This is a genomic window from Pseudomonas sp. GD03875, from assembly GCF_029840585.1.
GTDB classification, from domain to species: domain Bacteria; phylum Pseudomonadota; class Gammaproteobacteria; order Pseudomonadales; family Pseudomonadaceae; genus Aquipseudomonas; species Aquipseudomonas paralcaligenes.
The window spans coordinates 149,498-170,833 of the sequence record NZ_JAOCCV010000008.1; the positions used below are offsets into that span (position 1 = coordinate 149,498).

At 66.1% G+C, this 21,336-nt stretch carries 24 protein-coding genes and 2 riboswitches; of the genes, 16 read left to right on the plus strand and 8 right to left on the minus strand.

Annotated elements, in window-relative coordinates; genetic code table 11:
- Positions 1-37 precede the first annotated feature (37 nt).
- The 5 genes from N5D30_RS09745 to N5D30_RS09765 form a co-directional block, all read right to left on the minus strand.
- Positions 38-1,102, minus strand: coding sequence for a putative urea ABC transporter substrate-binding protein (locus N5D30_RS09745; RefSeq protein ID WP_279908787.1), 1,065 nt, complete (start codon positions 1,100-1,102; stop codon positions 38-40).
- A gap of 70 nt (positions 1,103-1,172) precedes the next feature.
- Positions 1,173-1,276, minus strand: a riboswitch (guanidine-I (ykkC/yxkD leader).
- 156 nt (positions 1,277-1,432) lie between these two features.
- Positions 1,433-2,488, minus strand: coding sequence for a putative urea ABC transporter substrate-binding protein (locus tag N5D30_RS09750; protein WP_279908788.1), 1,056 nt, complete (start codon positions 2,486-2,488; stop codon positions 1,433-1,435).
- A 51-nt stretch (positions 2,489-2,539) separates the two neighbouring features.
- Positions 2,540-2,643, minus strand: a riboswitch (guanidine-I (ykkC/yxkD leader).
- Between the two features lie 65 nt (positions 2,644-2,708).
- On the minus strand, positions 2,709-3,464 hold the full coding sequence (locus N5D30_RS09755; protein WP_279908790.1) for a transporter substrate-binding domain-containing protein: 756 nt from the start codon (positions 3,462-3,464) through the stop codon (positions 2,709-2,711).
- A 129-nt stretch (positions 3,465-3,593) separates the two neighbouring features.
- Entirely contained in the window at positions 3,594-4,430 is an 837-nt protein-coding gene (locus N5D30_RS09760) for an HDOD domain-containing protein (RefSeq protein ID WP_220813059.1), read from the minus strand.
- Positions 4,431-4,541: 111 nt separating this feature from the next.
- Complete coding sequence (locus N5D30_RS09765) at positions 4,542-5,483, minus strand: folate-binding protein YgfZ (protein WP_279908792.1); 942 nt, start codon at positions 5,481-5,483, stop codon at positions 4,542-4,544.
- Positions 5,484-5,601: 118 nt separating this feature from the next.
- On the opposite strand from N5D30_RS09765, the gene N5D30_RS09770 reads away from it, so the two are divergent.
- Complete coding sequence (locus N5D30_RS09770) at positions 5,602-5,856, plus strand: succinate dehydrogenase assembly factor 2 (protein ID WP_279903774.1); 255 nt, start codon at positions 5,602-5,604, stop codon at positions 5,854-5,856.
- On the plus strand, positions 5,840-6,292 hold the full coding sequence (locus tag N5D30_RS09775) for a protein YgfX (RefSeq protein ID WP_279908793.1): 453 nt from the start codon (positions 5,840-5,842) through the stop codon (positions 6,290-6,292). Before N5D30_RS09770 ends, N5D30_RS09775 begins: the two co-directional genes overlap by 17 nt.
- Here N5D30_RS09775 and nadB read toward each other — a convergent pair.
- On the minus strand, positions 6,261-7,877 hold the full coding sequence (gene nadB, locus N5D30_RS09780) for an L-aspartate oxidase (protein ID WP_279908794.1): 1,617 nt from the start codon (positions 7,875-7,877) through the stop codon (positions 6,261-6,263). The two genes, N5D30_RS09775 and nadB, sit on opposite strands and share 32 nt — an antisense overlap.
- Before the next feature lie 344 nt (positions 7,878-8,221).
- Here nadB and rpoE point away from each other — a divergent pair, with 344 nt between their 5' ends.
- From rpoE to N5D30_RS09850, 14 genes are all read left to right on the plus strand, one after another.
- The gene (rpoE, locus tag N5D30_RS09785) at positions 8,222-8,803 is read left to right on the plus strand and encodes an RNA polymerase sigma factor RpoE (RefSeq protein WP_220813054.1); all 582 of its coding nucleotides are present in this window, start codon (positions 8,222-8,224) and stop codon (positions 8,801-8,803) included.
- A gap of 37 nt (positions 8,804-8,840) precedes the next feature.
- Positions 8,841-9,428, plus strand: coding sequence for an RseA family anti-sigma factor (locus N5D30_RS09790; RefSeq protein WP_220813053.1), 588 nt, complete (start codon positions 8,841-8,843; stop codon positions 9,426-9,428).
- A gap of 8 nt (positions 9,429-9,436) precedes the next feature.
- Complete coding sequence (locus N5D30_RS09795; protein ID WP_279908797.1) at positions 9,437-10,375, plus strand: MucB/RseB C-terminal domain-containing protein; 939 nt, start codon at positions 9,437-9,439, stop codon at positions 10,373-10,375.
- Positions 10,376-10,502: 127 nt separating this feature from the next.
- A complete protein-coding gene (locus N5D30_RS09800; RefSeq protein ID WP_279903766.1) occupies positions 10,503-11,924 on the plus strand; it encodes a DegQ family serine endoprotease in 1,422 nt (473 codons plus the stop codon).
- Between the two features lie 160 nt (positions 11,925-12,084).
- Positions 12,085-13,884, plus strand: coding sequence for a translation elongation factor 4 (gene lepA, locus N5D30_RS09805; protein WP_220813050.1), 1,800 nt, complete (start codon positions 12,085-12,087; stop codon positions 13,882-13,884).
- Between the two features lie 5 nt (positions 13,885-13,889).
- Positions 13,890-14,741 carry a signal peptidase I gene (lepB, locus tag N5D30_RS09810; RefSeq protein WP_279903756.1) on the plus strand — a complete coding sequence of 284 codons (852 nt, stop codon included), beginning with the start codon at positions 13,890-13,892 and terminating at the stop codon, positions 14,739-14,741.
- An 87-nt stretch (positions 14,742-14,828) separates the two neighbouring features.
- Positions 14,829-15,206, plus strand: coding sequence for a DUF4845 domain-containing protein (locus N5D30_RS09815; RefSeq protein ID WP_279908798.1), 378 nt, complete (start codon positions 14,829-14,831; stop codon positions 15,204-15,206).
- The gene (gene rnc / locus N5D30_RS09820; RefSeq protein ID WP_279903754.1) at positions 15,203-15,892 is read left to right on the plus strand and encodes a ribonuclease III; all 690 of its coding nucleotides are present in this window, start codon (positions 15,203-15,205) and stop codon (positions 15,890-15,892) included. The genes N5D30_RS09815 and rnc overlap by 4 nt, the downstream gene beginning before the upstream one ends.
- On the plus strand, positions 15,885-16,787 hold the full coding sequence (gene era, locus N5D30_RS09825) for a GTPase Era (protein ID WP_220813046.1): 903 nt from the start codon (positions 15,885-15,887) through the stop codon (positions 16,785-16,787). The genes rnc and era overlap by 8 nt, the downstream gene beginning before the upstream one ends.
- A 25-nt stretch (positions 16,788-16,812) precedes the next feature.
- Positions 16,813-17,511, plus strand: coding sequence for a DNA repair protein RecO (recO, locus tag N5D30_RS09830; RefSeq protein WP_279908799.1), 699 nt, complete (start codon positions 16,813-16,815; stop codon positions 17,509-17,511).
- Positions 17,504-18,250 carry a pyridoxine 5'-phosphate synthase gene (gene pdxJ, locus N5D30_RS09835; protein ID WP_279908800.1) on the plus strand — a complete coding sequence of 249 codons (747 nt, stop codon included), beginning with the start codon at positions 17,504-17,506 and terminating at the stop codon, positions 18,248-18,250. The genes recO and pdxJ overlap by 8 nt, the downstream gene beginning before the upstream one ends.
- 97 nt (positions 18,251-18,347) lie before the next feature.
- Positions 18,348-18,797 carry a YcgN family cysteine cluster protein gene (locus N5D30_RS09840; RefSeq protein WP_279908801.1) on the plus strand — a complete coding sequence of 150 codons (450 nt, stop codon included), beginning with the start codon at positions 18,348-18,350 and terminating at the stop codon, positions 18,795-18,797.
- A gap of 58 nt (positions 18,798-18,855) precedes the next feature.
- Positions 18,856-20,076 carry a hypothetical protein gene (locus N5D30_RS09845; RefSeq protein ID WP_279908802.1) on the plus strand — a complete coding sequence of 407 codons (1,221 nt, stop codon included), beginning with the start codon at positions 18,856-18,858 and terminating at the stop codon, positions 20,074-20,076.
- Between the two features lie 49 nt (positions 20,077-20,125).
- Entirely contained in the window at positions 20,126-20,404 is a 279-nt protein-coding gene (locus N5D30_RS09850; RefSeq protein WP_279908803.1) for a SelT/SelW/SelH family protein, read from the plus strand.
- Positions 20,405-20,497: 93 nt separating this feature from the next.
- Here the strand turns inward: N5D30_RS09850 and N5D30_RS09855 are convergent, their stop codons facing one another.
- Together N5D30_RS09855 and N5D30_RS09860 are read right to left on the minus strand one after the other, a co-directional pair.
- Positions 20,498-20,902: an META domain-containing protein gene (locus N5D30_RS09855; RefSeq protein ID WP_279908804.1), complete on the minus strand. Its 405-nt coding sequence runs from the start codon at positions 20,900-20,902 to the stop codon at positions 20,498-20,500.
- On the minus strand, positions 20,899-21,336 hold the full coding sequence (locus tag N5D30_RS09860; protein WP_279908805.1) for a hypothetical protein: 438 nt from the start codon (positions 21,334-21,336) through the stop codon (positions 20,899-20,901). The genes N5D30_RS09855 and N5D30_RS09860 overlap by 4 nt, the downstream gene beginning before the upstream one ends.

The following is a 21,336-nucleotide window of genomic DNA, read 5'->3' on the forward strand; positions in this document are numbered from 1 at the left end:
TCGCGGGCAAGCCCGCTCCCACAGGTGTCGTCAGGCCTTACAGCGCGCCGTCGGCCGCCATCTGCATGTAGGTCGGGTCGAAGCGCAGCTTGAGGTTGCCCTTGTCGCCGGTGGTGACGCCCTTGGCGAAGGCCATGCCAATGGCCTCGGCGCTCTGCGCGCCTTCGCCGAGCAGGCCGTGGGCGAAGGAGAACTCGGCCACCTTGGTCATGGTCGCCGGCAGCTTCGCGCTGGTGGCGAAGGCCACCGCGTCCTTGGCGCTGTAGAACATCTTGGTCGCGGCCAGCTGTGCCTCGTAGCCGGCCAGGTCGGTGCCGGAAGCCTTGGCCATGTGCTCGCGGGCGGCCATGCCTGCGGCGGAGTCGGCGCTCATCGCCGCCATGATTTCGTACCAGGCGCCGGCCAGTGCCTTGCCCAGGGCGGGGTTGTCCTTCAGGGTCTCGCTGTTGACCACCATCAGGTCGATGATCTCGCCGGGGATCTGGCTGGAGTCGAACACCTTGGTCACGCCCGGGGTGGCCTCGATCTCGGCCAACAGCGGGTTCCAGGTGGCGACGGCCTGCACGTCGTTGGTGGCGAAGGCGGCGACCATGTCGGCGTCGGAGGTGTTGACCACCTTCAGGTCCTTCTCGCTCAGCCCGGCGCGCTCCAGGCCGCGGGCCAGCAGGTAGTGGGAGACGGACAGCTCGACCAGATTGACGTTCTGGCCCTTGAGGTCGCCCAGGGTCTTCTTCTCGCCCTTGATCACGATGCCGTCGTTGCCGTTGGAGAAGTCGCCGATCACCAGGGCGGTGCTGTCCACGCCGCCGGCGGCGGGGATGGTCAGGGCGTCCATGTTGGTCATGGTGCAGCCGTCGAACTGGCCGGCGGTGTACTGGTTGATCGACTCCACGTAGTCGTTGAGCTGCACCACGTCGATGCTGATGCCGTACTTCTTCGCCCACTTGTCGACGATGCCCTGGGTGGCGCCGTATTCCCACGGCATCCAGCCGGCGTAGATGGTCCAGCAGACGCTGAAGTCGGTCTTGGGTGCGGCCTGGGCGGAGAAGCTCAGGGTGGCGGCGAGGCCGGCGGCGATCAGCGAGGACAGGGACTTGCGCATGGATGGACCTCCAGTTCTAGGGATGCGGGCAGGAGCGGCGCGGCACTGGCCTGACGGATCAGGTGGCGCGTTCTCCCGGGCTTTTGTCCCGCCGTGTAACCCCTGTCGAGGTCGCCAACTCTCGGACCAGACACCCGTCGCGGTGAACGGGCCGGAACCCTAGTCGGCCATTGCAAGTTGTAGTGCCGCGCCCCGGCAGGGGTGCTTCTGCATGGCTGGGCTAAAGCGAACATCGTGCCAGTCGGCGCAAACCGCGCCCTGGTGGGGCGCGGGGGCCGGCACGGGGCGCCGGCGTGCGCGAAATCGGTGCGCGGTGGTCGTTATTGGTGCTCAGAGCTGGTTGTCGGCAGCGAGCTGCATGTAGGCCGGGTCGAAGCGCAGCATGATCTGCGAGCGGTTGCCCAGCACGCGGTCGTCGCTGAAGGCGATGCCCAGCCGTTGCAGGCCCTTGCCTTCGCCGAGCAGGCGCTGGGCGTCGGCGAAGCCGGCCACGCGCTCCATCAGGGCCGGCATCTTGTCGCCACGGGCGAAGGCCACCGCCGAGCGCGGCGCATAGAAGGAACGGATGGTGCGCAGCTGTTCGTCGAAGTCTTCGGGTGTGGCGCCCGCCGCGTCGGCCATCCTGGCGCGCGCGGCCGCCCCGGCGGGCGTCGGCAGGCCCATCAGGCGCATGCCCTCGAACCAGGCGCCGGTGAGGGCGCGGCCCAGTTCCGGGTGCTGGGTCAGGGTCTGGCTGTTGACCACCAGCAGGTCGAGAATCTCGCCGGGTACGTGGCGCGAGCTGAACACCTGCACACTGTCGCCATCCTGGCGTAGCTCGGAGAGGATCGGATTCCAGGTCACTACCGCATCGCCCCGGCCGCTGCGCCAGGCCTGGGCGAGGTCCTTGTCCGAGACGTTCTCGATGTTCACGTCGCCGGGCTGCAGATGGGCCCATTCCAGGGCGCGGCTGAGCAGGTAGTGGGACACCGAGTTCTCCACCAGCAGGATGGTCTTGCCCTTGAGGTCCTTCAGGTCCTTGCTGCCGCCGCGTACCAGAATGCCGTCTGCACCCGCGGAGAAGTCGCCGACGATCAGCGCGGTGGAGTCCACGCCGGCGGCGGCGGGAATGGTCAGGGCGTCCATGTTGGTCATGGCGCAGGCGTCGTACTGATTGGCGGTGTACTGCTCGATGGAGGCGACATAGTCCGGCACCTGGCGGACCTGGATCTCGATGCCGTACTTCTTCGCCCACTTGTCGACGATGCCCTGTTCGGCCATGTAGCCCCACAGCATCCAGCCGGCGTAGACCGACCAGCAGACCTTGAACGGGCGTTGCTCGGGAGCGGCGTGGGCGGGTTGCAGCAGGAGCAGGAGGAGAAGGGCGCACAGCAGGCGGTTCGGCATGAATGACCTCGGGACAATGGACGGGAGACGGGGCGGCGGCCATGCCTGTCGTTCTCCCGGGCTTTTGTCCCGCCGTGTAACCCCTGTCAGGGTCGCCCACTCTCGGACCAGCCGCTCGTCGTGGTGGACGAGCCGGAACCCTAGTCGGCCATTTGCAAGTCGTAGTGCCGTACCCACATCGCCAGGGCCGGAAGCGAACTTCGTGCCAGGTGGCGCGCCACTACCGAGCGAGGCTCAGCGGGCGCTGGATGTCCATCAGATAGCGGGCGACCCTGCCGCTCTCCCTGAGTTGCTGGAGGCCGCGGTTGAAGCGCTGCAGGCGCACCTCGTTGCCCGGTATCTTCTTCGATAGCAGCAGGTGGAGGCTGTCCCGGTGCAGCGGTTGGGGGTGGAAGCTCAGCCTGGCGCGTTCCTCCCGGCTGAAGCGGCCGTGGAGCATGTCGAAGGCCACGATCTTGTCCATCGGGAACACGTCCAGGCGGCCGGCCAGCAGCATGCGCAGCCCCTGTTCCTCGCTGCTGACGCGCTTGACCTTGAGCCTGCCTTCGCGCTCGGCCTGGCGCCAGGCATCGCCGTAGTCGTAGTGGATGGCGCCGCCGATGCGCAGGGGGGCTAGGTCGGCGACCTCCTGCCATTCGAGGGGGCGATCCTTGCGGTGGAACAGGTAGTAGCCGCTTTCCACCACCGGGTCGCTGATGAAGAACGCTTCCTCGCGCCCGGGGCTGCGCAGCCATACCGCGCTACCGTCGCTGGTGCCCTTTTCGGCTTTGTGCAGGGCCCTGGCCCAGGGGTGGAACTCCCATTGCACCCGCACGCCCTCCAGGGCGAAGGCCTCCTCGACGATGCGCGAAGCGACGCCGTGGTGCGGCAGATTCTGGCTGAGGTAGGGCGGCCACTCGCCATTGGTCAGGCGAATCTCGTCGGCGGCGCAGGGGAGCGTGATCAGCAGGGTGAGGACCAGAGACAGCAGACGCATGGCGCACTTCCTTTGCCTGGGCCGGACCGGGCACGGGGCCGCCCGGCCGTGGCGAGAATCGCCACCCGGGGCGGGGGAGCCGCCGGGTCTGCCTGCAGTCTAGTCAGTGCGCGCGAAGAGCGCCGCCGATCACTTCAGCATGCTGGCGGCGGCCTCCATGGCGGCCGAAAGGTCGTCGTCGGCCTGCATGTCCACGTTCGGGTCGAGGCCGAGCTTGGCGAAGGCCGGAATCTTGCTCCAGTCCAGCTGGGTGTAGGGGTGCTCGCTGCCCAGGTAGCTCTGCAGGGTGGCGACCTGGACGATGTCCACGTAGTCGGCCTTGGGCGAGTTGCGGGTGAAGTCCAGGTGCTGGCCGGGAACCATGGCGATGGGCTCGGGGAATTCCCAGGCGCGCAGGATGCGGTCGCCGATGATCGGGTGGATGCGCTCGATCACGTGGTTGAGGCTGATCGAGTCCGCCAGCAGGGCGTTGTGCTCCTCGGCGTAGGTGAGGATCGGCAGTACGCCGATCTGGTGCACCAGGCCGGCCAGGGTGGCCTGGTCGGGCGCCAGTCGGGTGTAGTGGCGGCACAGCACGTGGCAGATGCCGGCGATCTCGGTGCTCTTGTTCCACACCTCGCGCATCTTGCGGTCGACCACGTCGCTGGTGGCCTGGAACATCTGTTCCATGGCCAGGCCGGTAGCGAGGTTGCAGGTGTAGTTGATGCCCAGGCGGCTGACCGCCATCTGCAGGTCGGTGATTTCCTTGCTGGTGCGCAGCAGCGGGCTGTTGACCACCTTGATGATGCGCGCGGCCAGGGCCGCGTCGTTGCCGATCACCTTGCTGAGGGCGGGGATGCTGATGTTCGGGTCCTCGACCGCCTCGCGCACCTTGAGCGCCACCTCGGGCAGCGTCGGCAGCACCAGATCATCGTTGTCGATGGCCTGGATCAGTTCCTCTTGGACTTTTTCGGCAAGCTTGCTCATTTCTGTTCTCGGGTCGCTCGCCTGCGTCCGTCGGGGACGGATGCGGGCTTTCGTTCAGGTCTGCCCGGGTTGTACCGCGTTTGCCCGGGATCGTGCATCAGCTTTTTTTACCTAGCGCTGGATTTCGCGATCCGCGTCCAACTGGTAGGGCATTTCCAGCAATTCCAGCGCGGGGCCGTCGGGGCTGCCGAGCTGGATGCGGCCATCGGCCACCGCATCTTCCTGCAGCACCGCCAGCAACTCGGTGCCCTGCTCCGCGGCGGCGGCGATCACCACTTCGCCGACGCTGGAGCTGTGCACCGGCGAGAACAGTGCGGTGCCCGGCGCCGGGATTTCGCCCTGGCTCTGCTTCAGGCGCTGCAGGCGGCGCTTGAGCTTGCCCAGGTACTGCATGCGCGCGACGATTTCCTGACCGGTATAGCAGCCTTTCTTGAAGCTGACGCCGCCGACCGCCTGCAGGTTGATCATCTGCGGGATGAACAGCTCGCGCGTGGCGCCGAACACCTGGCCGACGCCGGCGCGCACCTGGCCAAGCAGCCAGTCGTCCAGCGGGGCTTCGCGCAGTTGTGCGGTGAACTGGTCGCGCAGGCTCTCGGCCTGCTCCGCCGGGGCCCACAGCTCGGCGTGTCCGCCGGGCAGGCGGATGGCGATCAGGCCGTTGGCGCGGGCCACGGCGTCGGCCTGCTGCGGCAGCTCCAGGCCCTGGGCGAGCAGGGCGTCATCGCCGTCGCTCAGGCCGAAGCGCGCCCAGGCGGCGGACTCGTCGCCGAGCGTCGACTTGGAGAACACCGCGTATTTCTTCAGGTCCGCCAGCTGCGGTTCCAGCAGCTCGGCGGCCATCGCCAGGAGGTAGCCGTCGCCCTCCTGAAGGATGCGGAAGCTGGACACCATGCGGCCCTTGGGCGTGCAACGGGCGCCCAGGCTGGAGGTCCGTTCGTCGAGGTAATTGAGGTTGCAGGTGAGCTGCCCCTGGAGAAACTTGGCGGCGTCCGGGCCGCGCACGGCGAGCAGGGCCTCGTGGGTCAGGGGGGTGAAGAAGGCGGAGTCGGCCATGGGCGATCGCTGGTTGGAAAGTCAGGCGGTCATCATAGAGGCCACCCGTCGCCTTGTCAGCGGGTGCCGAGCACGCCGCCCGCCGTTATACTGCGCCCCTTTGCACAGGAGCCGCTGCATGGCCGACGCTACCGAACTCAACCGCCTCTTCTGGCACAGCCGCCGCGGCATGCTGGAGCTGGACGTGCTGCTGGTGCCCTTCGTCAAGGAGGTCTATCCCGGCCTGGGCGCCGAGGACCAGGCCCGATTCCGCAAGCTGCTGGAATGCGAGGACCAGGACATGTTCGGCTGGTTCATGCAGCGCGGAGAACCGGAAGACCCCGATCTGCGCCACATGGTGCGGATGATCCTGGACCGTGTCCAACCCAAGTGACCGCTTCGAATGCCGGTGGCAGGCCTCGCGCCTGCTGCTGGCGGCCTACCTTGCCGCGCTGGTCCTGGCGCTGGCGACGCTATTCCTCATCGACCTTCCACTCTGGGGCGCGCTGCTCGGCGCCACCGCCTGCCTGCTGCACGGCGCCTGGGCGCTGCCGCGGCAGATCCTGCTGACCCATCCCGCGGCCTTCACCGGCCTGCGCCGCGACGAGGGCGGCTGGCAGTTGTTCAATCTTCGCGATGGCTGGCAGGCGGTGCAGCTGAGGCCGGACAGCCTAGCGCTGCCGGTGGCTGTGGTGCTGCGCTTTCGCCTGGTGGGCGAGCGCCGCATCCGCGGGCTTTGCATCGGGCGCGATGCGATGGCCCGCGACGCGCACAGGCGCCTGCGGGTGCGCCTGAAGTTCAGCCGGCGTAGATGGGCGGCACCAGAATAGTGTCGCGTGCCTCGGGCAGCAGGTCCGGGTAGTCCAGGGTGTAGTGCAGGCCGCGGCTCTCGCGGCGGCGCATCGCCGACTCGATCATCAGCTCGGCGACCTGAGCCAGGTTGCGCAGCTCAATCAGGTCGCGGCTGACCTTGTAGTTGGAATAGAACTCGTCGATCTCGTCCAGCAGCAGGCGTACTCGGTGCTGGGCGCGCTGCAGGCGCTTGTTGGTACGCACGATGCCCACGTAGTCCCACATGAAGCGCCGCAGCTCGTCCCAGTTGTGGGCGATGATCACGTCCTCGTCCGAGTCGGTCACCTGGCTGGCGTCCCAGGCCGGCAGCGCCGGCGCCATAGCCACATTGTCGAGTTGGGAAACGATGTGCTCGACCGCCGAGCGGGCATAGACGAAGCATTCCAGCAGCGAGTTGCTGGCCATGCGGTTGGCGCCGTGCAGGCCGGTGAAGCTGGTCTCGCCGATGGCGTAGAGCCCCGGCACGTCGCTGCAGCCGTGGCGATCGACCGCCACGCCGCCGCAGGTGTAGTGCGCCGCTGGCACCACCGGGATGGGCTGGCGGGTGATGTCGATGCCGAACTGCAGGCAGCGTTCGTGCACGGTGGGGAAGTGCGACTTCACGAACTCGGCCGGCTTATGGCTGATGTCCAGGTACACGCAGTCGATGCCGAGGCGTTTCATCTCGTGGTCGATGGCGCGGGCGACGATGTCGCGCGGGGCGAGTTCGGCGCGCTCGTCGAAGCGCTCCATGAAACGCTCGCCGTTGGGCAGCTTGAGGTGCGCTCCTTCGCCGCGCAGGGCCTCGGTGATCAGGAAACTCTTGGCCTGGGGGTGGTAGAGGCAGGTCGGGTGGAACTGGTTGAACTCCAGGTTGCCGACCCGGCAACCGGCGCGCCAGGCCATGGCGATGCCGTCGCCGCTGGCGCCGTCCGGATTGCTGGTATAAAGGTAGACCTTGGCTGCCCCGCCAGTGGCGAGCACCACGAAGCGCGCATGGTAGGTATCCACCTCGCCGCTGCTGCGGTTGAGTACGTAGGCGCCGACGCAGCGCTGGCCCGGCAGGCCGAGCTTGCGCTCGGTGATCAGGTCCACCGCCACGCGCTGCTCCTGCAACTCGATGTTGGCGCGCTTGCGGGTTTGCTCCAGCAGGGTGTTGAAGATGGCCGCGCCGGTGGCGTCGGCGGCATGGATGATGCGCCGGTGGCTGTGGCCGCCCTCGCGGGTGAGGTGGAACTCGAAGCCGCCGTCCTCGCGGTCCTGCTCATCGTCGCGGGTGAAGGGCACGCCCTGCTCGATCAGCCACTGGATCGCCTCGCGGCTGTGTTCTACGGTGAAGCGCACGGCCTCCTCGCGGCACAGGCCGCCGCCGGCGTTCAGGGTATCGCTGACGTGGGACTCGATGGTGTCGGTATCGTCCAGCACCGCGGCGACGCCGCCCTGGGCCCAGTAGGTGGAGCCGTTGGCCAGGTCGCCCTTGCTCAGCACGGCGACGCGCAGATGCGCGGGCAGTGTCAGGGCCAGTGTCAGGCCGGCGGCACCACTGCCTATGACCAGAACGTCGTGCTGATAGTGTCGGCTCATCTACTACTGGTCCCGCAGGTGGAAGGGCGGCGCCTAGTATATCGAGGGGGTGGGCGGCACAATAGCGGCGCTTATGACGGAGAAGAACGCTCTGGAACTTTTCTTAGTCGTTCAAGTTCCAAAGACAGTTGCCGAAAGTGGCTGTCGTATTGGTGCGATGGCCCTGGTGGCCAGATTATTAATGCAGCGGTCGGACCGGCCACGCTGTGACGCTTTGCAAGGCACCAGAGACGCCGCGCAAAGCTTATTCGGAGGGGAGAACTTTTGCGCAACGCCCGAGTCTATCTTGGCAGATCGACGGACTGGCCGACGCCTATCTCCTCCGGAACGAACGAGGAGTATTCATGCTAGCCCAGGAAGACGATCAGCAGTTGGTCGAGCGGGTGCAGCGCGGCGACAAACGGGCCTTCGATCTGTTGGTTCTCAAGTACCAGCACAAGATTCTAGGTCTGGTGGTGCGCTTCGTTCACGACAGCCACGAGGCGCAGGATGTCGCCCAGGAAGCCTTCATCAAGGCTTATCGTGCGCTTGGTAATTTCCGCGGTGACAGCGCCTTCTATACGTGGCTGTACCGCATCGCCATCAACACGGCGAAGAATTATCTGGTATCGCGTGGCCGGCGTCCGCCGGACAGCGATGTCAGCGCAGAGGATGCGGAGTTCTACGACGGGGATCATGCGCTCAAGGACATCGAGTCACCCGAGCGTTCGATGTTGCGGGATGAGATCGAGGCCACCGTGCACCGGACCATCCAGCAGTTGCCCGAGGATCTGCGCACGGCGCTGACGTTGCGCGAATTCGACGGTCTGAGTTACGAGGACATTGCGAGCGTCATGCAGTGTCCGGTCGGCACCGTGCGTTCGCGAATCTTTCGAGCTCGCGAAGCCATCGACAAAGCCCTGCAGCCGCTGCTGCAGGAAGTTTGAATGTGAGACAGCGGCGACAGCCAAGAGAGGAAACACCATGAGTCGTGAAGCCCTGCAGGAATCGCTGTCCGCGGTGATGGATAACGAAGCGGACGAACTGGAGTTGCGTCGAGTGCTGGCGGCTGCCGGCGACGATGCCGAACTGCGCGGCACCTGGTCCCGTTACCAGATCGCCCGTGCGGTGATGCACAAGGAGCTGTTGGAGCCGCGCCTTGATATCGCGGCTGCGGTATCTGCCGCGCTGGCCGACGAGGCGCTGCCCAAGCCGGCGAACCGCGCTCCCTGGCGCATGGTCGGTCGCGTGGCGGTAGCCGCCTCGGTGACCCTGGCCGTGCTCGCCGGCGTGCGTTTCTACAATCAGGACGAACTGGGCGGTGCGCAACTGGCTCAGCAGCAAGGCGCGCAACCCGGCCTGACCTTGCCTCAGGTGCAGGGGCCGGCTGTACTGGCAGGCTATACTCCCGAAGCGGCATCGCCGCTGGTGCGCAGCACCGAGCAGGCGGGTTCGGGCTGGCATGAGCAGCGTTTGCCCGCCTACCTGCGCCAGCATGCCCAGCAGGCTGCCGCCACCGGTAGCGATTCCGCGCTGCCGTATGCTCGGGCTGCCAGTCTGGAAAATCGCTGAGAGAGTACATGCGCGTCATCTCCCTTATCGCACTGGTCGGCAGCTGCCTGGTTCTTCCTGCGCAAGCTGCCGAGAGCTGGTTGCAACGATTGGCACAGTCCGATCGAGAGAGTTTCAAAGGCACCTTCATCTACGAACGGAATGGCAGCTTTTCCACCCATGGCATCTGGCGCAAGGGTGGCGAAGCTGGCATGACCGAGCGGCTGTTGCAGCTGGACGGTCCCGCCCAGGAAGTGTTGCGTGTCAACGGCAAGCCGCAATGCATGAGCGGCGCGCTGGCCGAGCAGGTGGTGGACGCGCAGTGGCCGGCCCGTGGATTGGACGCCTCCCAACTGGAACAGCGTTACGACCTGCGTGTGCTGGGGCATTCCAGGGTTGCGGGTCGCCCCGCTACCGTGTTGGCCCTGATTCCGCGCGATCAGCACCGCTATGCATTCGAACTGCATCTCGATGACGTGACCGCGCTGCCGCTCAAGTCGCTGCTGATCAGCGAGAAGGGGCAGCTGCTGGAGCGTTTCCAGTTCGTCAGCCTGGAAATGGGCGGCGAGATGGCCGATGCGGCGCTCGCCCCCAGCGACACCTGCAAGCCCGTCAAACTGATCAAGATGGCCGAACTGCCCCAATCCTGGCGGGCCGGCTGGGTTCCGCCCGGCTTCGAGCTGAGCCAGGCGTTGCAGTGCAGCACGCCTGCGTCGGCCGAGCCCCTCGCCTGCCTGCTCTATGGCGATGGTCTGGCCCGTTTCACGGTGTTCCTCGAACCATTGCACGAGTCGATGGTGGAGGATGCACGTAGCCAACTGGGCCCCACGGCCGTGGTCTCGCGACGCATGAGTACCACCAACGGCGACATGATGGTGACGGTAGTCGGGGAAATCCCGGCGGGCACCGCCGAGCGTGTGGCCATGTCGATGCAGGCGGCGACCGCTATCGAGAGTTCGGCACAGTGAATCGGTTTTTCCCGGGCCGACCCGAGGCGAGCATTTCGTTCCGGGTCGGCTCTTTTGCGTCAGGATTCTGAGCGATAAGTGGCAGCAATCCTTTTCTTGTCTTTGTGAGTGGATGGAGCTGAAGTCGATGCTTGGTCTGAAATCCTCGTTGTCCGGTCTGTGCGCGTTGCTGCTGTTGGGGCAGATGTCCCTGGCACGTGCCGATTTGCCTGAGTTCACCGAGCTGGTCGAGCAGGCCTCGCCGGCGGTTGTGAACATCAGTACCCGGCAGAACCTGCCGCAGCGTGATGTGGCGATCCAGGGTCAGGTGCCCGATCTCGAGGGCCTGCCGCCCATGTTCCGCGAGTTCTTCGAGCGAAATATCCCGCAGGTGCCGCGGGGGCAGGGCGGTCGCCAGCGCGAGGCCCAGTCGTTGGGCTCCGGCTTCATCATTTCAGACGACGGCTACGTACTGACCAACAACCACGTGGTGGCCAATGCGGACGAGATCATCGTGCGCCTGTCCGACCGCAGCGAGCTGGAAGCCAAGCTGATCGGTGCTGACCCGCGTACCGACGTGGCCTTGCTCAAGGTGGAAGGCAAGGGGCTGCCGACCGTCAAGCTGGGCAAGTCCCAGGCGCTCAAGGTCGGCGAGTGGGTACTGGCGATCGGTTCGCCGTTCGGCTTCGATCACTCCGTCACCGCCGGCATCGTTTCGGCCAAGGGCCGCAGCCTGCCGAACGAGAGCTACGTGCCGTTCATCCAGACCGACGTGGCGATCAATCCCGGCAACTCGGGCGGTCCGCTGTTCAACCTGGATGGCGAGGTGGTCGGCATCAACTCGCAGATATTCACCCGCTCCGGCGGCTTCATGGGCCTGTCCTTCGCCATCCCGATCGACGTGGCGATGGACGTGGCCAACCAGCTCAAGTCCGAGGGCAAGGTCAGCCGCGGCTGGCTGGGCGTGGTGATTCAGGAAGTGAACAAGGACCTGGCCGAATCCTTCGGCCTGGATAAGCCGGCCGGTGCCCTGGTGGCCCAGGTGCTGGAAGACGGCCCCGCCGCCAAGGGTGGTCTGCAGGTCGGCGATGTAATCCTCAGTCTCAATGGCCAGCCCATCGTCATGTCCGCCGACCTGCCTCATCTGGTAGGCGCCCTCAAGCCGGGCAGCGAGGCCAGCCTCGAAGTCGTGCGTGAGGGGGAGCGCAAGCGCATCCAGCTGAAGATCGGGGCTCTCCCTGAAGAGGGTGGCGAGATGCCGGTGGTGGGCCAGGCCGGTGCGGAACGTAGCAGCAACCGCCTGGGTGTTTCGGTCGTCGAACTGACCGCCGAGCAGAAGAAGGCCTTCGACCTGCGTGGCGGGGTGGTGATCAAGGAAGTGCAGGGCGGCCCGGCTGCGCTGATCGGCCTGCGCTCGGGTGACGTGATCACCCACCTGAACAACCAGGCTATCGATTCGGCCAAGACCTTCGCCCAGGTGGCCAAAGATCTGCCGGTCAACCGCTCGGTTTCCATGCGCGTCCTGCGCCAGGGCCGGGCCAGCTTTATCACCTTCAAACTGGCCGAGTAGGTCTGGCCGGGAGGTTGGGTGATCAACGAGGGCGGCCTGGGTCGCCCTTTTTGTGTCCGCCGTCCACGTCATGAGCGTGACGCGGCGCTTGCCGGTCAGGTAGAATTCCCGGCTATTTTTCGGCGGGCAGCCTGCCTGCGGCTTTTCGAGTGTCTGATCTGTGAGTGACCTGAGTCATATCCGCAATTTCTCCATCATCGCCCACATCGATCATGGCAAGTCGACCCTGGCCGACCGATTCATCCAGATCTGTGGCGGCCTCTCCGACCGGGAGATGGAGGCTCAGGTGCTCGATTCCATGGATCTGGAGCGCGAGCGCGGCATCACTATCAAGGCGCACAGCGTGACCCTGCATTACCCGGCGCAGGACGGCAGGACCTACCAGTTGAACTTCATCGACACCCCCGGCCACGTGGATTTCACCTATGAGGTGAGCCGTTCCCTGGCGGCGTGCGAGGGCGCGATCCTGGTGGTGGATGCCGGCCAGGGCGTGGAGGCACAGTCGGTCGCCAACTGCTACACCGCCATCGAGCAGGGTCTCGAGGTCATGCCGGTGCTGAACAAGATGGACCTGCCCCAAGCCGAGCCGGAGCGGGTCAAGGACGAGATCGAGCACATCATCGGCATCGACGCCAGCGACGCCGTGCCCTGCAGTGCCAAGAGCGGCATGGGCGTGATCGATGTGCTGGAGCATCTGGTCAAGGTGATCCCGCCGCCGGAAGGCGAGATCGAGGCGCCGCTGCAGGCGCTGATCATCGATTCCTGGTTCGACAATTACCTGGGCGTGGTCTCGCTGGTGCGGGTCAAGCACGGCCGGATCAAGAAGGGTGACAAGGTGCTGGTCAAATCGACCGGCAAGATTCACCAGGTCGACAGCGTCGGAGTCTTCACGCCCAAACACACCGCCACCGACGACCTCAAGGCGGGCGAGGTGGGCTTCATCATCGCCGGCATCAAGGATATCCACGGAGCGCCGGTAGGCGACACCCTGACCCTGTCCACCACGCCGGACGTGGCGGTACTGCCAGGCTTCAAGCGCATCAAGCCGCAGGTCTACGCCGGTCTGTTCCCGGTCAGCTCCGACGACTTCGAGGACTTCCGCGAGGCCCTGCAGAAGCTGACCCTGAACGACGCCGCGCTGCAGTACGAGCCGGAAAGCTCCGACGCCCTGGGCTTCGGCTTCCGCATCGGTTTCCTTGGCATGCTGCACATGGAGATCATCCAGGAGCGCCTGGAGCGCGAATACGACCTGGATCTGATCACCACCGCGCCGACCGTGGTTTTCGAAGTGGAAATGAAGAATGGCGACGTGCTCAGCGTCGACAACCCTTCCAAGCTGCCAGACCCGGCGGGCATTCTCGACATGCGCGAGCCCATCGTACGCGCCAATATCCTGGTGCCGCAGGAGCACCTGGGCAGCGTCATTACCCTGTGCATCGAGAAGCGTGGCGTGCAGCGCGACCTGCAATTCCTCAGCAGCCAGGTTCAGGTTTCCTACGACCTGCCGATGAATGAGGTGGTGCTGGATTTCTTCGACCGTCTCAAGTCCGTTAGCCGTGGCTATGCCTCGCTGGACTACAGCTTCGATCGTTTCCAGTCGGCCAACCTGGTGCGTCTGGACGTGATGATCAACGGCGAGAAGGTCGATGCCCTGGCGCTGATCGTGCACCGCGACCGTGCCCACCAGAAGGGCCGTGTGCTGACCGAGAAGATGAAGGAACTGATCCCGCGGCAGATGTTCGATGTCGCGATTCAGGCAGCCATCGGCGGACAGATCATCGCCCGGACCACGGTCAAGGCGTTGCGCAAGAACGTGTTGGCCAAGTGCTACGGCGGCGATGTCAGCCGTAAGAAAAAACTGCTGGAGAAGCAGAAGGCCGGCAAGAAGCGGATGAAACAGGTGGGCAGTGTGGAAATCCCGCAGGAAGCCTTCCTCGCCGTACTCAAGGTGGATAGTTAATACCTATGTCGTTCAACTTCCCGTTGCTTCTGGTGGTCGCCGTCGCGGTATCCGGTGCTCTGGCTCTGCTCGACCTGCTGTTGCTGGCGCCACGCCGGCGGGCCGCCATCGCCAGCTACGAAGGCCAGGTGGCCGCGCCGGACGAGCAAGTGCTGCAGCGCCTGAACAAGGAACCTCTGCTGGTCGAGTACGGCAAGTCCTTCTTCCCGGTGCTGGCCATCGTCCTGGTGCTGCGCTCGTTTCTGCTCGAGCCGTTCCAGATTCCATCAGGCTCTATGAAGCCCACGCTAGAAGTGGGTGATTTCATCCTGGTCAACAAGTTCGCCTACGGCATCCGCCTGCCGGTGATCGATACCAAGATCATCGACGTGGGCGACCCCCAGCGCGGCGACGTGATGGTGTTCCGCTACCCCAGCAACCCGAGCATCAACTACATCAAGCGCGTGGTCGGCCTGCCGGGCGACCGCATCAGCTACACCACCGACAAGCGTCTGCTGGTGAACGGCCAGTCGGTCGCCGAGCAGTTCCTCGGCGAGGAGCCTGGGTCGCTGGGGCGTACCCTGGTGTACCAGGAAAAGCTCGGCGAAGCGGAGCACATGATCCGCAAACTGCTGAATCGTAATATCCGCGGCGGTGACGAGTGGGTGGTGCCGCAAGGGCACTACTTCATGATGGGCGACAACCGCGACGACTCCAACGACAGCCGCTACTGGAACGATGACGCCATTCCGAAGGAGCTGTGGGGCATGGTTCCCGACCAGAATATCGTCGGCAAGGCGTTCGCCGTCTGGATGAGCTGGCCCGATCCGAAGTCGCGCAACCTGCCAAACTTCTCCAGGGTCGGCCTGATCCGCTGACCGCTAGAAATTGCGAGGCGCTGTTCAATCGAATGGCGCCTCCTTGTATATAGTCATCACAACAATACTGATAAATCGGGGTCGATCATGACGTTTGCGCGCTCGCAGAAAGGGCTTTCCATGCTGGGCTGGCTGATGGTGCTGGCCGTGGTTGCATTCCTGGCCAGTACCGGCTTCAAGATGTTTCCGCACTACATGGACTACTGGGCGATGGAGAAGGCCATCATGTCGGTGGAGAACGACCGCTCCTCCGATGTGCGCTCCGTGTCCGACTTCTACAGCCATGTGGGTAAGATGGTGCAGGTCAATGGCATCCAGGATATCAATTTGAAGGAGGTCCTGGAGGTCAAGGTCGAGAACAACGAGTTCAGGGTCCACCTGAAGTACGAGAAGCGTGAGCCGCTGGTGCAGAATCTCGACCTAGTTGCCAATTTCGACAAAGAATTCCGCGTACGCATGCCGTGAGTGTCCCCCTCTCCCGCCTCGAGCGTCAGCTCGGCCACACCTTCCAGAACCAGGAGCTGATGCTCCTGGCGCTGACCCACCGCAGTTTCGCCGGGCGCAACAACGAGCGCCTGGAGTTCCTCGGCGATGCCATCCTCAACTTCGTGGCCGGCGAGGCGCTGTTCGAGCGCTTCCCGCAGGCCCGCGAGGGCCAGCTGTCGCGCCTGCGCGCGCGTCTGGTCAAGGGCGAGACCCTGGCTGTGCTGGCCCGCGGTTTCGAGTTGGGCGAGTACCTGCGGTTGGGCTCGGGCGAGCTGAAGAGCGGCGGTTTCCGCCGCGAGTCGATCCTCGCCGATGCCCTCGAAGCCCTGATCGGCGCGATCTACCTGGATGCCGGCATGGACGTGGCCCGCGCACGGGTCCTAGCCTGGCTGGCGGGTGAGCTGGATGGCCTGACCCTGGTGGACACCAACAAGGACCCCAAGACCCGCCTGCAGGAGTTCCTCCAGTCCCGCGCCGCCGAGCTGCCGCGCTACGAAGTGGTGGACATCCAGGGCGAGCCGCATTGCCGCACCTTCTTCGTGCAGTGCGAGGTCGCGCTGCTCACCGACAAGACCCAGGGGCAGGGCGCCAGTCGGCGCATCGCCGAGCAGGTGGCAGCCGCCGCCGCGCTGGTGGCCCTGGGCGTGGAGAACAGCCATGACTGACGCACCCGTGACCCGTTGTGGCTATGTCGCCATCGTCGGCCGCCCCAACGTGGGCAAGTCGACCCTGCTCAACCACATCCTCGGGCAGAAGCTGGCGATCACCTCGCGCAAGCCGCAGACCACCCGCCACAACATGCTCGGGATCAAGACCGAGGGCGAGGTGCAGGCGGTGTACGTCGACACCCCCGGTCTGCACAAGCACAACGACAAGGCGCTCAACCGCTACATGAACCGCAGCGCCTCCACCGCCTTGAAGGATGTCGACGTGGTGGTGTTCGTGGTCGACCGCACCCGCTGGACCGACGAGGACCAGATGGTGCTGGAGAAGGTCCAGCATGTGCAGTGCCCGATCCTGCTGGCGGTGAACAAGGCCGACCGGCTGGAGGACAAGAGCGAGCTGCTGCCGCACCTGGAGTGGCTGGCCACCCAGCTGCCGCAGGCCGAGGTCGTGCCGATCTCCGCGCTGCACGGGCAGAACCTGGACACCCTGGAGCGGCTGGTCGGCGAGCGACTGCCGGAGTCCGAGCATTTCTATCCGGAAGACCAGATCACCGACCGTTCCAGCCGCTTCCTCGCCGCTGAGCTGATCCGCGAGAAGATCATGCGCCAGCTCGGCGCCGAGCTGCCGTACCAGATCACCGTGGAGATCGAGGAGTTCAAGCAGGAAGGTCGCGTCCTGCACATCCACGGCCTGATCCTGGTGGAGCGCGACGGGCAGAAGAAGATCATCATCGGCGACAAGGGCGAGCGCATCAAACGCATCGGCCAGGACGCGCGCAAGGACATGGAGACCATGTTCGATTCCAAGGTGATGCTCAACCTCTGGGTCAAGGTGAAGGGCGGCTGGTCCGACGACGAGCGCGCGCTGCGGTCGCTCGGCTACACCGACTTCTAAGCCCATTCCCCTGGCCGTCTGAACCATGCCCAGCGGCGCGCTTCCGGCCTTCGTCCTGCACAGCCGGCCCTACAAGGAAACCAGCGCGCTGGTCGACTTCCTCACCCCCGGGGGACGCCTGCGTGCGGTGCTGCGCGGTGCGCGCGGCAAGACCGGCAGCCTGGCCCGGCCGTTCGCCCCACTGGAGTTGGAGCTGCGCGGGCGCGGCGAGCTGAAGAACGTGGCGCGCCTGGAGGCCGCCGGCCTCGCCGTGTGGCTGCAGGGGCAGACCCTGTACAGTGGCCTCTACCTCAACGAGCTGCTGCTGCGTCTGTTGCCCGCCGAGGACGCCCATCCCGCCCTGTTCGAGCACTACGCCCTGACCCTGCAGGCGCTGGCCGCCGATCCGCCGCTGGAGCCGCTGCTGCGCGCCTTCGAATGGCGCCTGCTGGACGAGCTGGGCTATGGTTTCGCCCTGGACATCGACGTCGCCGGCCAGCCCATTGCCGTCGACGGCCTCTACCGCCTGCAGCCGGACGCCGGCCTGGAGCCGGTGGGCCAGCTGCAGCCCGGCCTGTTCCAGGGCGCCGATCTGCTGGCCATGGCCGACGCGGACTGGTCCGCCCCCGGCGCCCTGGCCGCCGCCAAGCGCCTGATGCGCCAGGCCCTGGCCCCTCACCTGGGCGGCCGACCGCTGGTCAGCCGCGAACTCTTCATGACACTCAAGGAACCCGCCCGTGACTGAAGCCAACCGCATCCTCCTCGGGGTCAACATCGACCACGTCGCCACCCTGCGCCAGGCTCGCGGCACCCGCTACCCGGACCCGGTCAAGGCCGCGCTGGACGCCGAGGAAGCCGGCGCCGACGGCATCACCGTGCACCTGCGCGAGGATCGCCGGCACATCCAGGAGCGCGACGTGCGCCTGCTCAAGGAGGTGCTGCAGACGCGGATGAACTTCGAGATGGGCGTCACCGACTTCATGCTCGACTTCGCCGAGCAGATCCGCCCCGAGCACATCTGCCTGGTGCCCGAGACCCGCCAGGAGCTGACCACCGAGGGCGGTCTGGACGTGGCCGGCCAGGAGGAGCGGATCAAGGCGGCGGTGCAGCGCCTGAGCCGGTTGGGTTGCGAGGTGTCGTTGTTCATCGATGCCGAGGAGCGGCAGATCGAGGCTTCCCGGCGCATCGGCGCACCGGCCATCGAGCTGCACACCGGCCGCTACGCCGACGCCCACACCCCGGAAGAGGCGGCCCGCGAGCTGGCGCGCATCCGCGACGGCGTGGCCTGCGGCCTGGGCCATGGCCTGATCGTCAACGCCGGTCATGGCCTGCACTACCACAACGTCGAGCCGGTGGCGGACATCCCCGGCGTGCACGAGCTGAACATCGGCCATGCCATCGTCGCCCATGCCCTGTTCGTCGGCTTCAAGGGCGCGGTGGCGGAGATGAAGCAGCTGATCGTCGCCGCTGCCGGCCGGGGCTGATGCCCCGCCCAGGCAGGGACGACCGCTAGTCATCCCTGCTTGGCTGTACCGGTCCCAGGGGCTAGACTGCCGCTCCTTTTCAGTCGCCCCTCCCGCCATGGCTGCCAAAGTCGAACCCTTCTGGAGACGCAAGACACTCGACCGGCTCGACCCGGAAGAGTGGGAGTCGCTGTGCGACGGCTGCGGCCTGTGCTGCCTGCAGAAGCTGGAGGACGAGGACGACGGCAGCGTCTACTACACGCGCATCGCCTGCAAGCTGCTGGACCTGCAGACCTGCCGCTGCAGCGACTACGCCAACCGCCGCCAGCACGTGCCGGACTGCATCCAGCTCACGCCCGCTCAGGCCGACCAGTTCCACTGGCTGCCGCCGACCTGCGCCTACCGCCTGGTCAGCGAGGGCAAGGACCTGCCGCTGTGGCATCATCTGGTCTGCGGCGATCCCGACGCCGTCCACCACGAGCGCATTTCCCAGTCCGGCCGCATGCTCGCCGAAGACAGCGTGGCGGAAGAGGACTGGGAGGATCACCTGATCTTCCGCGCCGGTTGAGCGATTCCAGGCCGGCGTGGGTCCAACCGATTCACCGTTGCCCATGGAGTTCTCATCGATGCCCGCCCGCCCGTTGCTGCTCGCCGCTATTTTGTTTGGCCTGAGTGCCCCGTCGTGGGCCGCCAAGCGCGTCGATCTGGATTATCTCGTGCGTTTCCTGCCGGGCAGCGACCAGGCCGAGGTCAGCCTGACCCTGGAGAAGGGCGAGGTGATCCGCAGCCTCGACTTCAACCTGGGTGACAAGGGCTACTACAGCGACTTCAAGACCGACGGAACCTGGCAGCAGAGTGGCGCCGAGCGCGGCGTCTGGAAGCCGGCCAAGGGCAAGAGCAGCCTGACCTACAAGGTGCGTATCGACCATCCGCGCGACAATGGCAAGTTCGACGCGCGGATGACCGCGGACTGGGCCCTGCTGCGCGGCGACGACCTGGTGCCCAGCGCGCACATGGACAAGGAAGACAAGGTCGAGCTGGTCGCTCGCCTGCAGTTCGAACTGCCGCAGGGCTGGAAGAGCGTCGAGACGGGCTGGTCGCGGGTCGGCAAGAACCGCTTCCGGATCGACAACCCGTCCCGCCAGTTCGACCGTCCCACCGGCTGGGTACTGGCCGGCAAGCTCGGCAGCCGCCGGGCCCAGCTGGGCGATACCGATGTCACGGTGGCCGCGCCGGTGGGCGAGGGCATGCGCCGGATGGACATCATCACCCTGCTGACCTTCATCTGGCCCGAGGCCCAGGCGGTGTTTCCCCGCGACCCGGCCAAGCTGCTGATCGTCGGCGCCGGCGACCCCATGTGGCGCGGCGGCCTGTCGGCACCCAACTCGGTGTTCTTCCACGCCGATCGCCCGCTGGTCAGCGAGAACGGCACCAGTTCGCTGGTGCATGAACTGGTCCACGTGTTCAGCCGCATCCGCGACACCGACCGCAGCGACTGGATCAGCGAGGGCCTGGCCGAGTACTACGCGATCGAGCTGATGCGCCGTGCCGGCGGCATGAGCGAGGACCGCTACCAGGCCATTCGCAAGAAACTGGTGAACTGGAGCAAGAAGGTCGACAGCCTGCGCACCGAAAGCTCCACCGGCCCGGTCACCGCCCGCGCGGTGCTGTTGCTGCAGGAGCTGGATCGCGAGATTCGCAAGGCCACCGACAACCAGCGCTCGCTGGACGATGTCACCCGCGGCCTGATGCGCCTGGACAAGGCCAGTACCAAGGATTTCATCGAGATCAGCGAGAACGTGATGGGCCGCGGCTCGGCGGTGCTGGAGACCAAGCTGCTGCGCTGATGGCCGCCCCGCGTATCATCAACGTCCGATCCGTGAGAGGAATGCCGCCATGTCCGCCAAGCCCGAGGTGACCATCACCTACTGCACCCAGTGCCAGTGGATGCTGCGGGCGGCGTGGCTGGCGCAGGAGCTGCTGTCGACCTTTTCCGACGAACTGGGGATGGTCGCCCTGAAGCCGGGTACCGGTGGGATCTTTCTGATCACCTGCGGCGGCGTCCAGCTATGGGAGCGCAAGGCTGACGGCGGCTTTCCCGAGGCCAAGGTGCTCAAGCAGCGCCTGCGCGACCTGATCGAGCCGGGCCGCGACCTGGGCCACGTCGACCGCTAGCCGTTGCCCGCTCGGCATCCGGTGCGCACGGCGCACCCTACGTGTCCAGGCCGCGGTAGGGTGCGCCGTGCGCACCAAAGGCGTTGCGTGGCGCTAGCCTTCCTCCGGCCAGAGCCGGATGGCCAGGCCCTCGCTCGGCCAGAGCCGCAGCTGGCCGATGGCGGAGACATCCCAGCGTTTCACTTCGCCCAGCGCCGCTAGGAAGCGTTGCTCCTGCTCCATCAGCGCCGGGGCGCACAGCTTGCGCGTGGCGCCGGGCTGACCGAAGGACAGCGCATCGCCGTCGCGGGTGTAGCTGGCGAACCAGTGGTTGCAGCCGGCGCTGCCGTAGGCGCGGCCATCCTCGCCCAGGGTGATGGTGAGATGGCTGCGGTCGATCAGCGGGCGTTCGCCGATCCATTCGACCCGGTAGGTCTTGTCGCTCTCCAGTTGCACCGGATCGCCGGCGCAGCCGGCCAGGGCCACGGCGAACAGGCTGGCAGCCAGTGTGGGCTTCATGCGGTTTTCTCCGCGCAGGCCGGGCAGAAGTGCCGCCCTTCGCGACCGGCCCAGCCGAGTTCGGCCAGGCGCTGCTCGGCGGCGGCCGACTGGGCCTTGGCGCCGAGCGAGGCGTCGACGGCGAACTCCAGGTCGATGCGCTTGCCGCAGCCGTCGCAATCCACCTGCCAGTTGTGGATCGCCAGTTCACGGAACACCGGGCCGCTGGCGACCGCCAGCCACTGGCCGGGCGGGTTGATCAGGTGGCGGACCTTTTCCACGGCCAGGCTCATGGACAGGTCCCGGCTGCCCTTGAGGGTCACCAGCAGGGTGTCGCCGGGCTGGATCGCGCCGCCGTTGCCGGTCACCTGATAGCGGCCCGGCGCCAGGGCGCGGCATTCGGTCAGGGTGTGCTGCGGGTCGAGCAGGGTGTAGCGGAAATCGTGGGTGGTCAT

Bases quoted from the DNA above. Each gene is read 5' to 3' on its own strand.
- N5D30_RS09745 (WP_279908787.1), bottom strand. From the start codon at position 1,102: ATGCGCAAGTCCCTGTCCTCGCTGATCGCCGCCGGCCTCGCCGCCACC.
- N5D30_RS09750 (WP_279908788.1), bottom strand. From the start codon at position 2,488: ATGCCGAACCGCCTGCTGTGCGCCCTTCTCCTCCTGCTCCTGCTGCAA.
- N5D30_RS09755 (WP_279908790.1), bottom strand. From the start codon at position 3,464: ATGCGTCTGCTGTCTCTGGTCCTCACCCTGCTGATCACGCTCCCCTGC.
- N5D30_RS09760 (WP_220813059.1), bottom strand. From the start codon at position 4,430: ATGAGCAAGCTTGCCGAAAAAGTCCAAGAGGAACTGATCCAGGCCATC.
- N5D30_RS09765 (WP_279908792.1), bottom strand. From the start codon at position 5,483: ATGGCCGACTCCGCCTTCTTCACCCCCCTGACCCACGAGGCCCTGCTC.
- N5D30_RS09770 (WP_279903774.1), top strand. From the start codon at position 5,602: ATGGCCGACGCTACCGAACTCAACCGCCTCTTCTGGCACAGCCGCCGC.
- nadB (WP_279908794.1), bottom strand. From the start codon at position 7,877: ATGAGCCGACACTATCAGCACGACGTTCTGGTCATAGGCAGTGGTGCC.
- rpoE (WP_220813054.1), top strand. From the start codon at position 8,222: ATGCTAGCCCAGGAAGACGATCAGCAGTTGGTCGAGCGGGTGCAGCGC.
- N5D30_RS09790 (WP_220813053.1), top strand. From the start codon at position 8,841: ATGAGTCGTGAAGCCCTGCAGGAATCGCTGTCCGCGGTGATGGATAAC.
- N5D30_RS09795 (WP_279908797.1), top strand. From the start codon at position 9,437: ATGCGCGTCATCTCCCTTATCGCACTGGTCGGCAGCTGCCTGGTTCTT.
- N5D30_RS09800 (WP_279903766.1), top strand. From the start codon at position 10,503: ATGCTTGGTCTGAAATCCTCGTTGTCCGGTCTGTGCGCGTTGCTGCTG.
- lepB (WP_279903756.1), top strand. From the start codon at position 13,890: ATGTCGTTCAACTTCCCGTTGCTTCTGGTGGTCGCCGTCGCGGTATCC.
- N5D30_RS09815 (WP_279908798.1), top strand. From the start codon at position 14,829: ATGACGTTTGCGCGCTCGCAGAAAGGGCTTTCCATGCTGGGCTGGCTG.
- era (WP_220813046.1), top strand. From the start codon at position 15,885: ATGACTGACGCACCCGTGACCCGTTGTGGCTATGTCGCCATCGTCGGC.
- recO (WP_279908799.1), top strand. From the start codon at position 16,813: ATGCCCAGCGGCGCGCTTCCGGCCTTCGTCCTGCACAGCCGGCCCTAC.
- N5D30_RS09840 (WP_279908801.1), top strand. From the start codon at position 18,348: ATGGCTGCCAAAGTCGAACCCTTCTGGAGACGCAAGACACTCGACCGG.
- N5D30_RS09845 (WP_279908802.1), top strand. From the start codon at position 18,856: ATGCCCGCCCGCCCGTTGCTGCTCGCCGCTATTTTGTTTGGCCTGAGT.
- N5D30_RS09850 (WP_279908803.1), top strand. From the start codon at position 20,126: ATGTCCGCCAAGCCCGAGGTGACCATCACCTACTGCACCCAGTGCCAG.
- N5D30_RS09855 (WP_279908804.1), bottom strand. From the start codon at position 20,902: ATGAAGCCCACACTGGCTGCCAGCCTGTTCGCCGTGGCCCTGGCCGGC.
- N5D30_RS09860 (WP_279908805.1), bottom strand. From the start codon at position 21,336: ATGACCACCCACGATTTCCGCTACACCCTGCTCGACCCGCAGCACACC.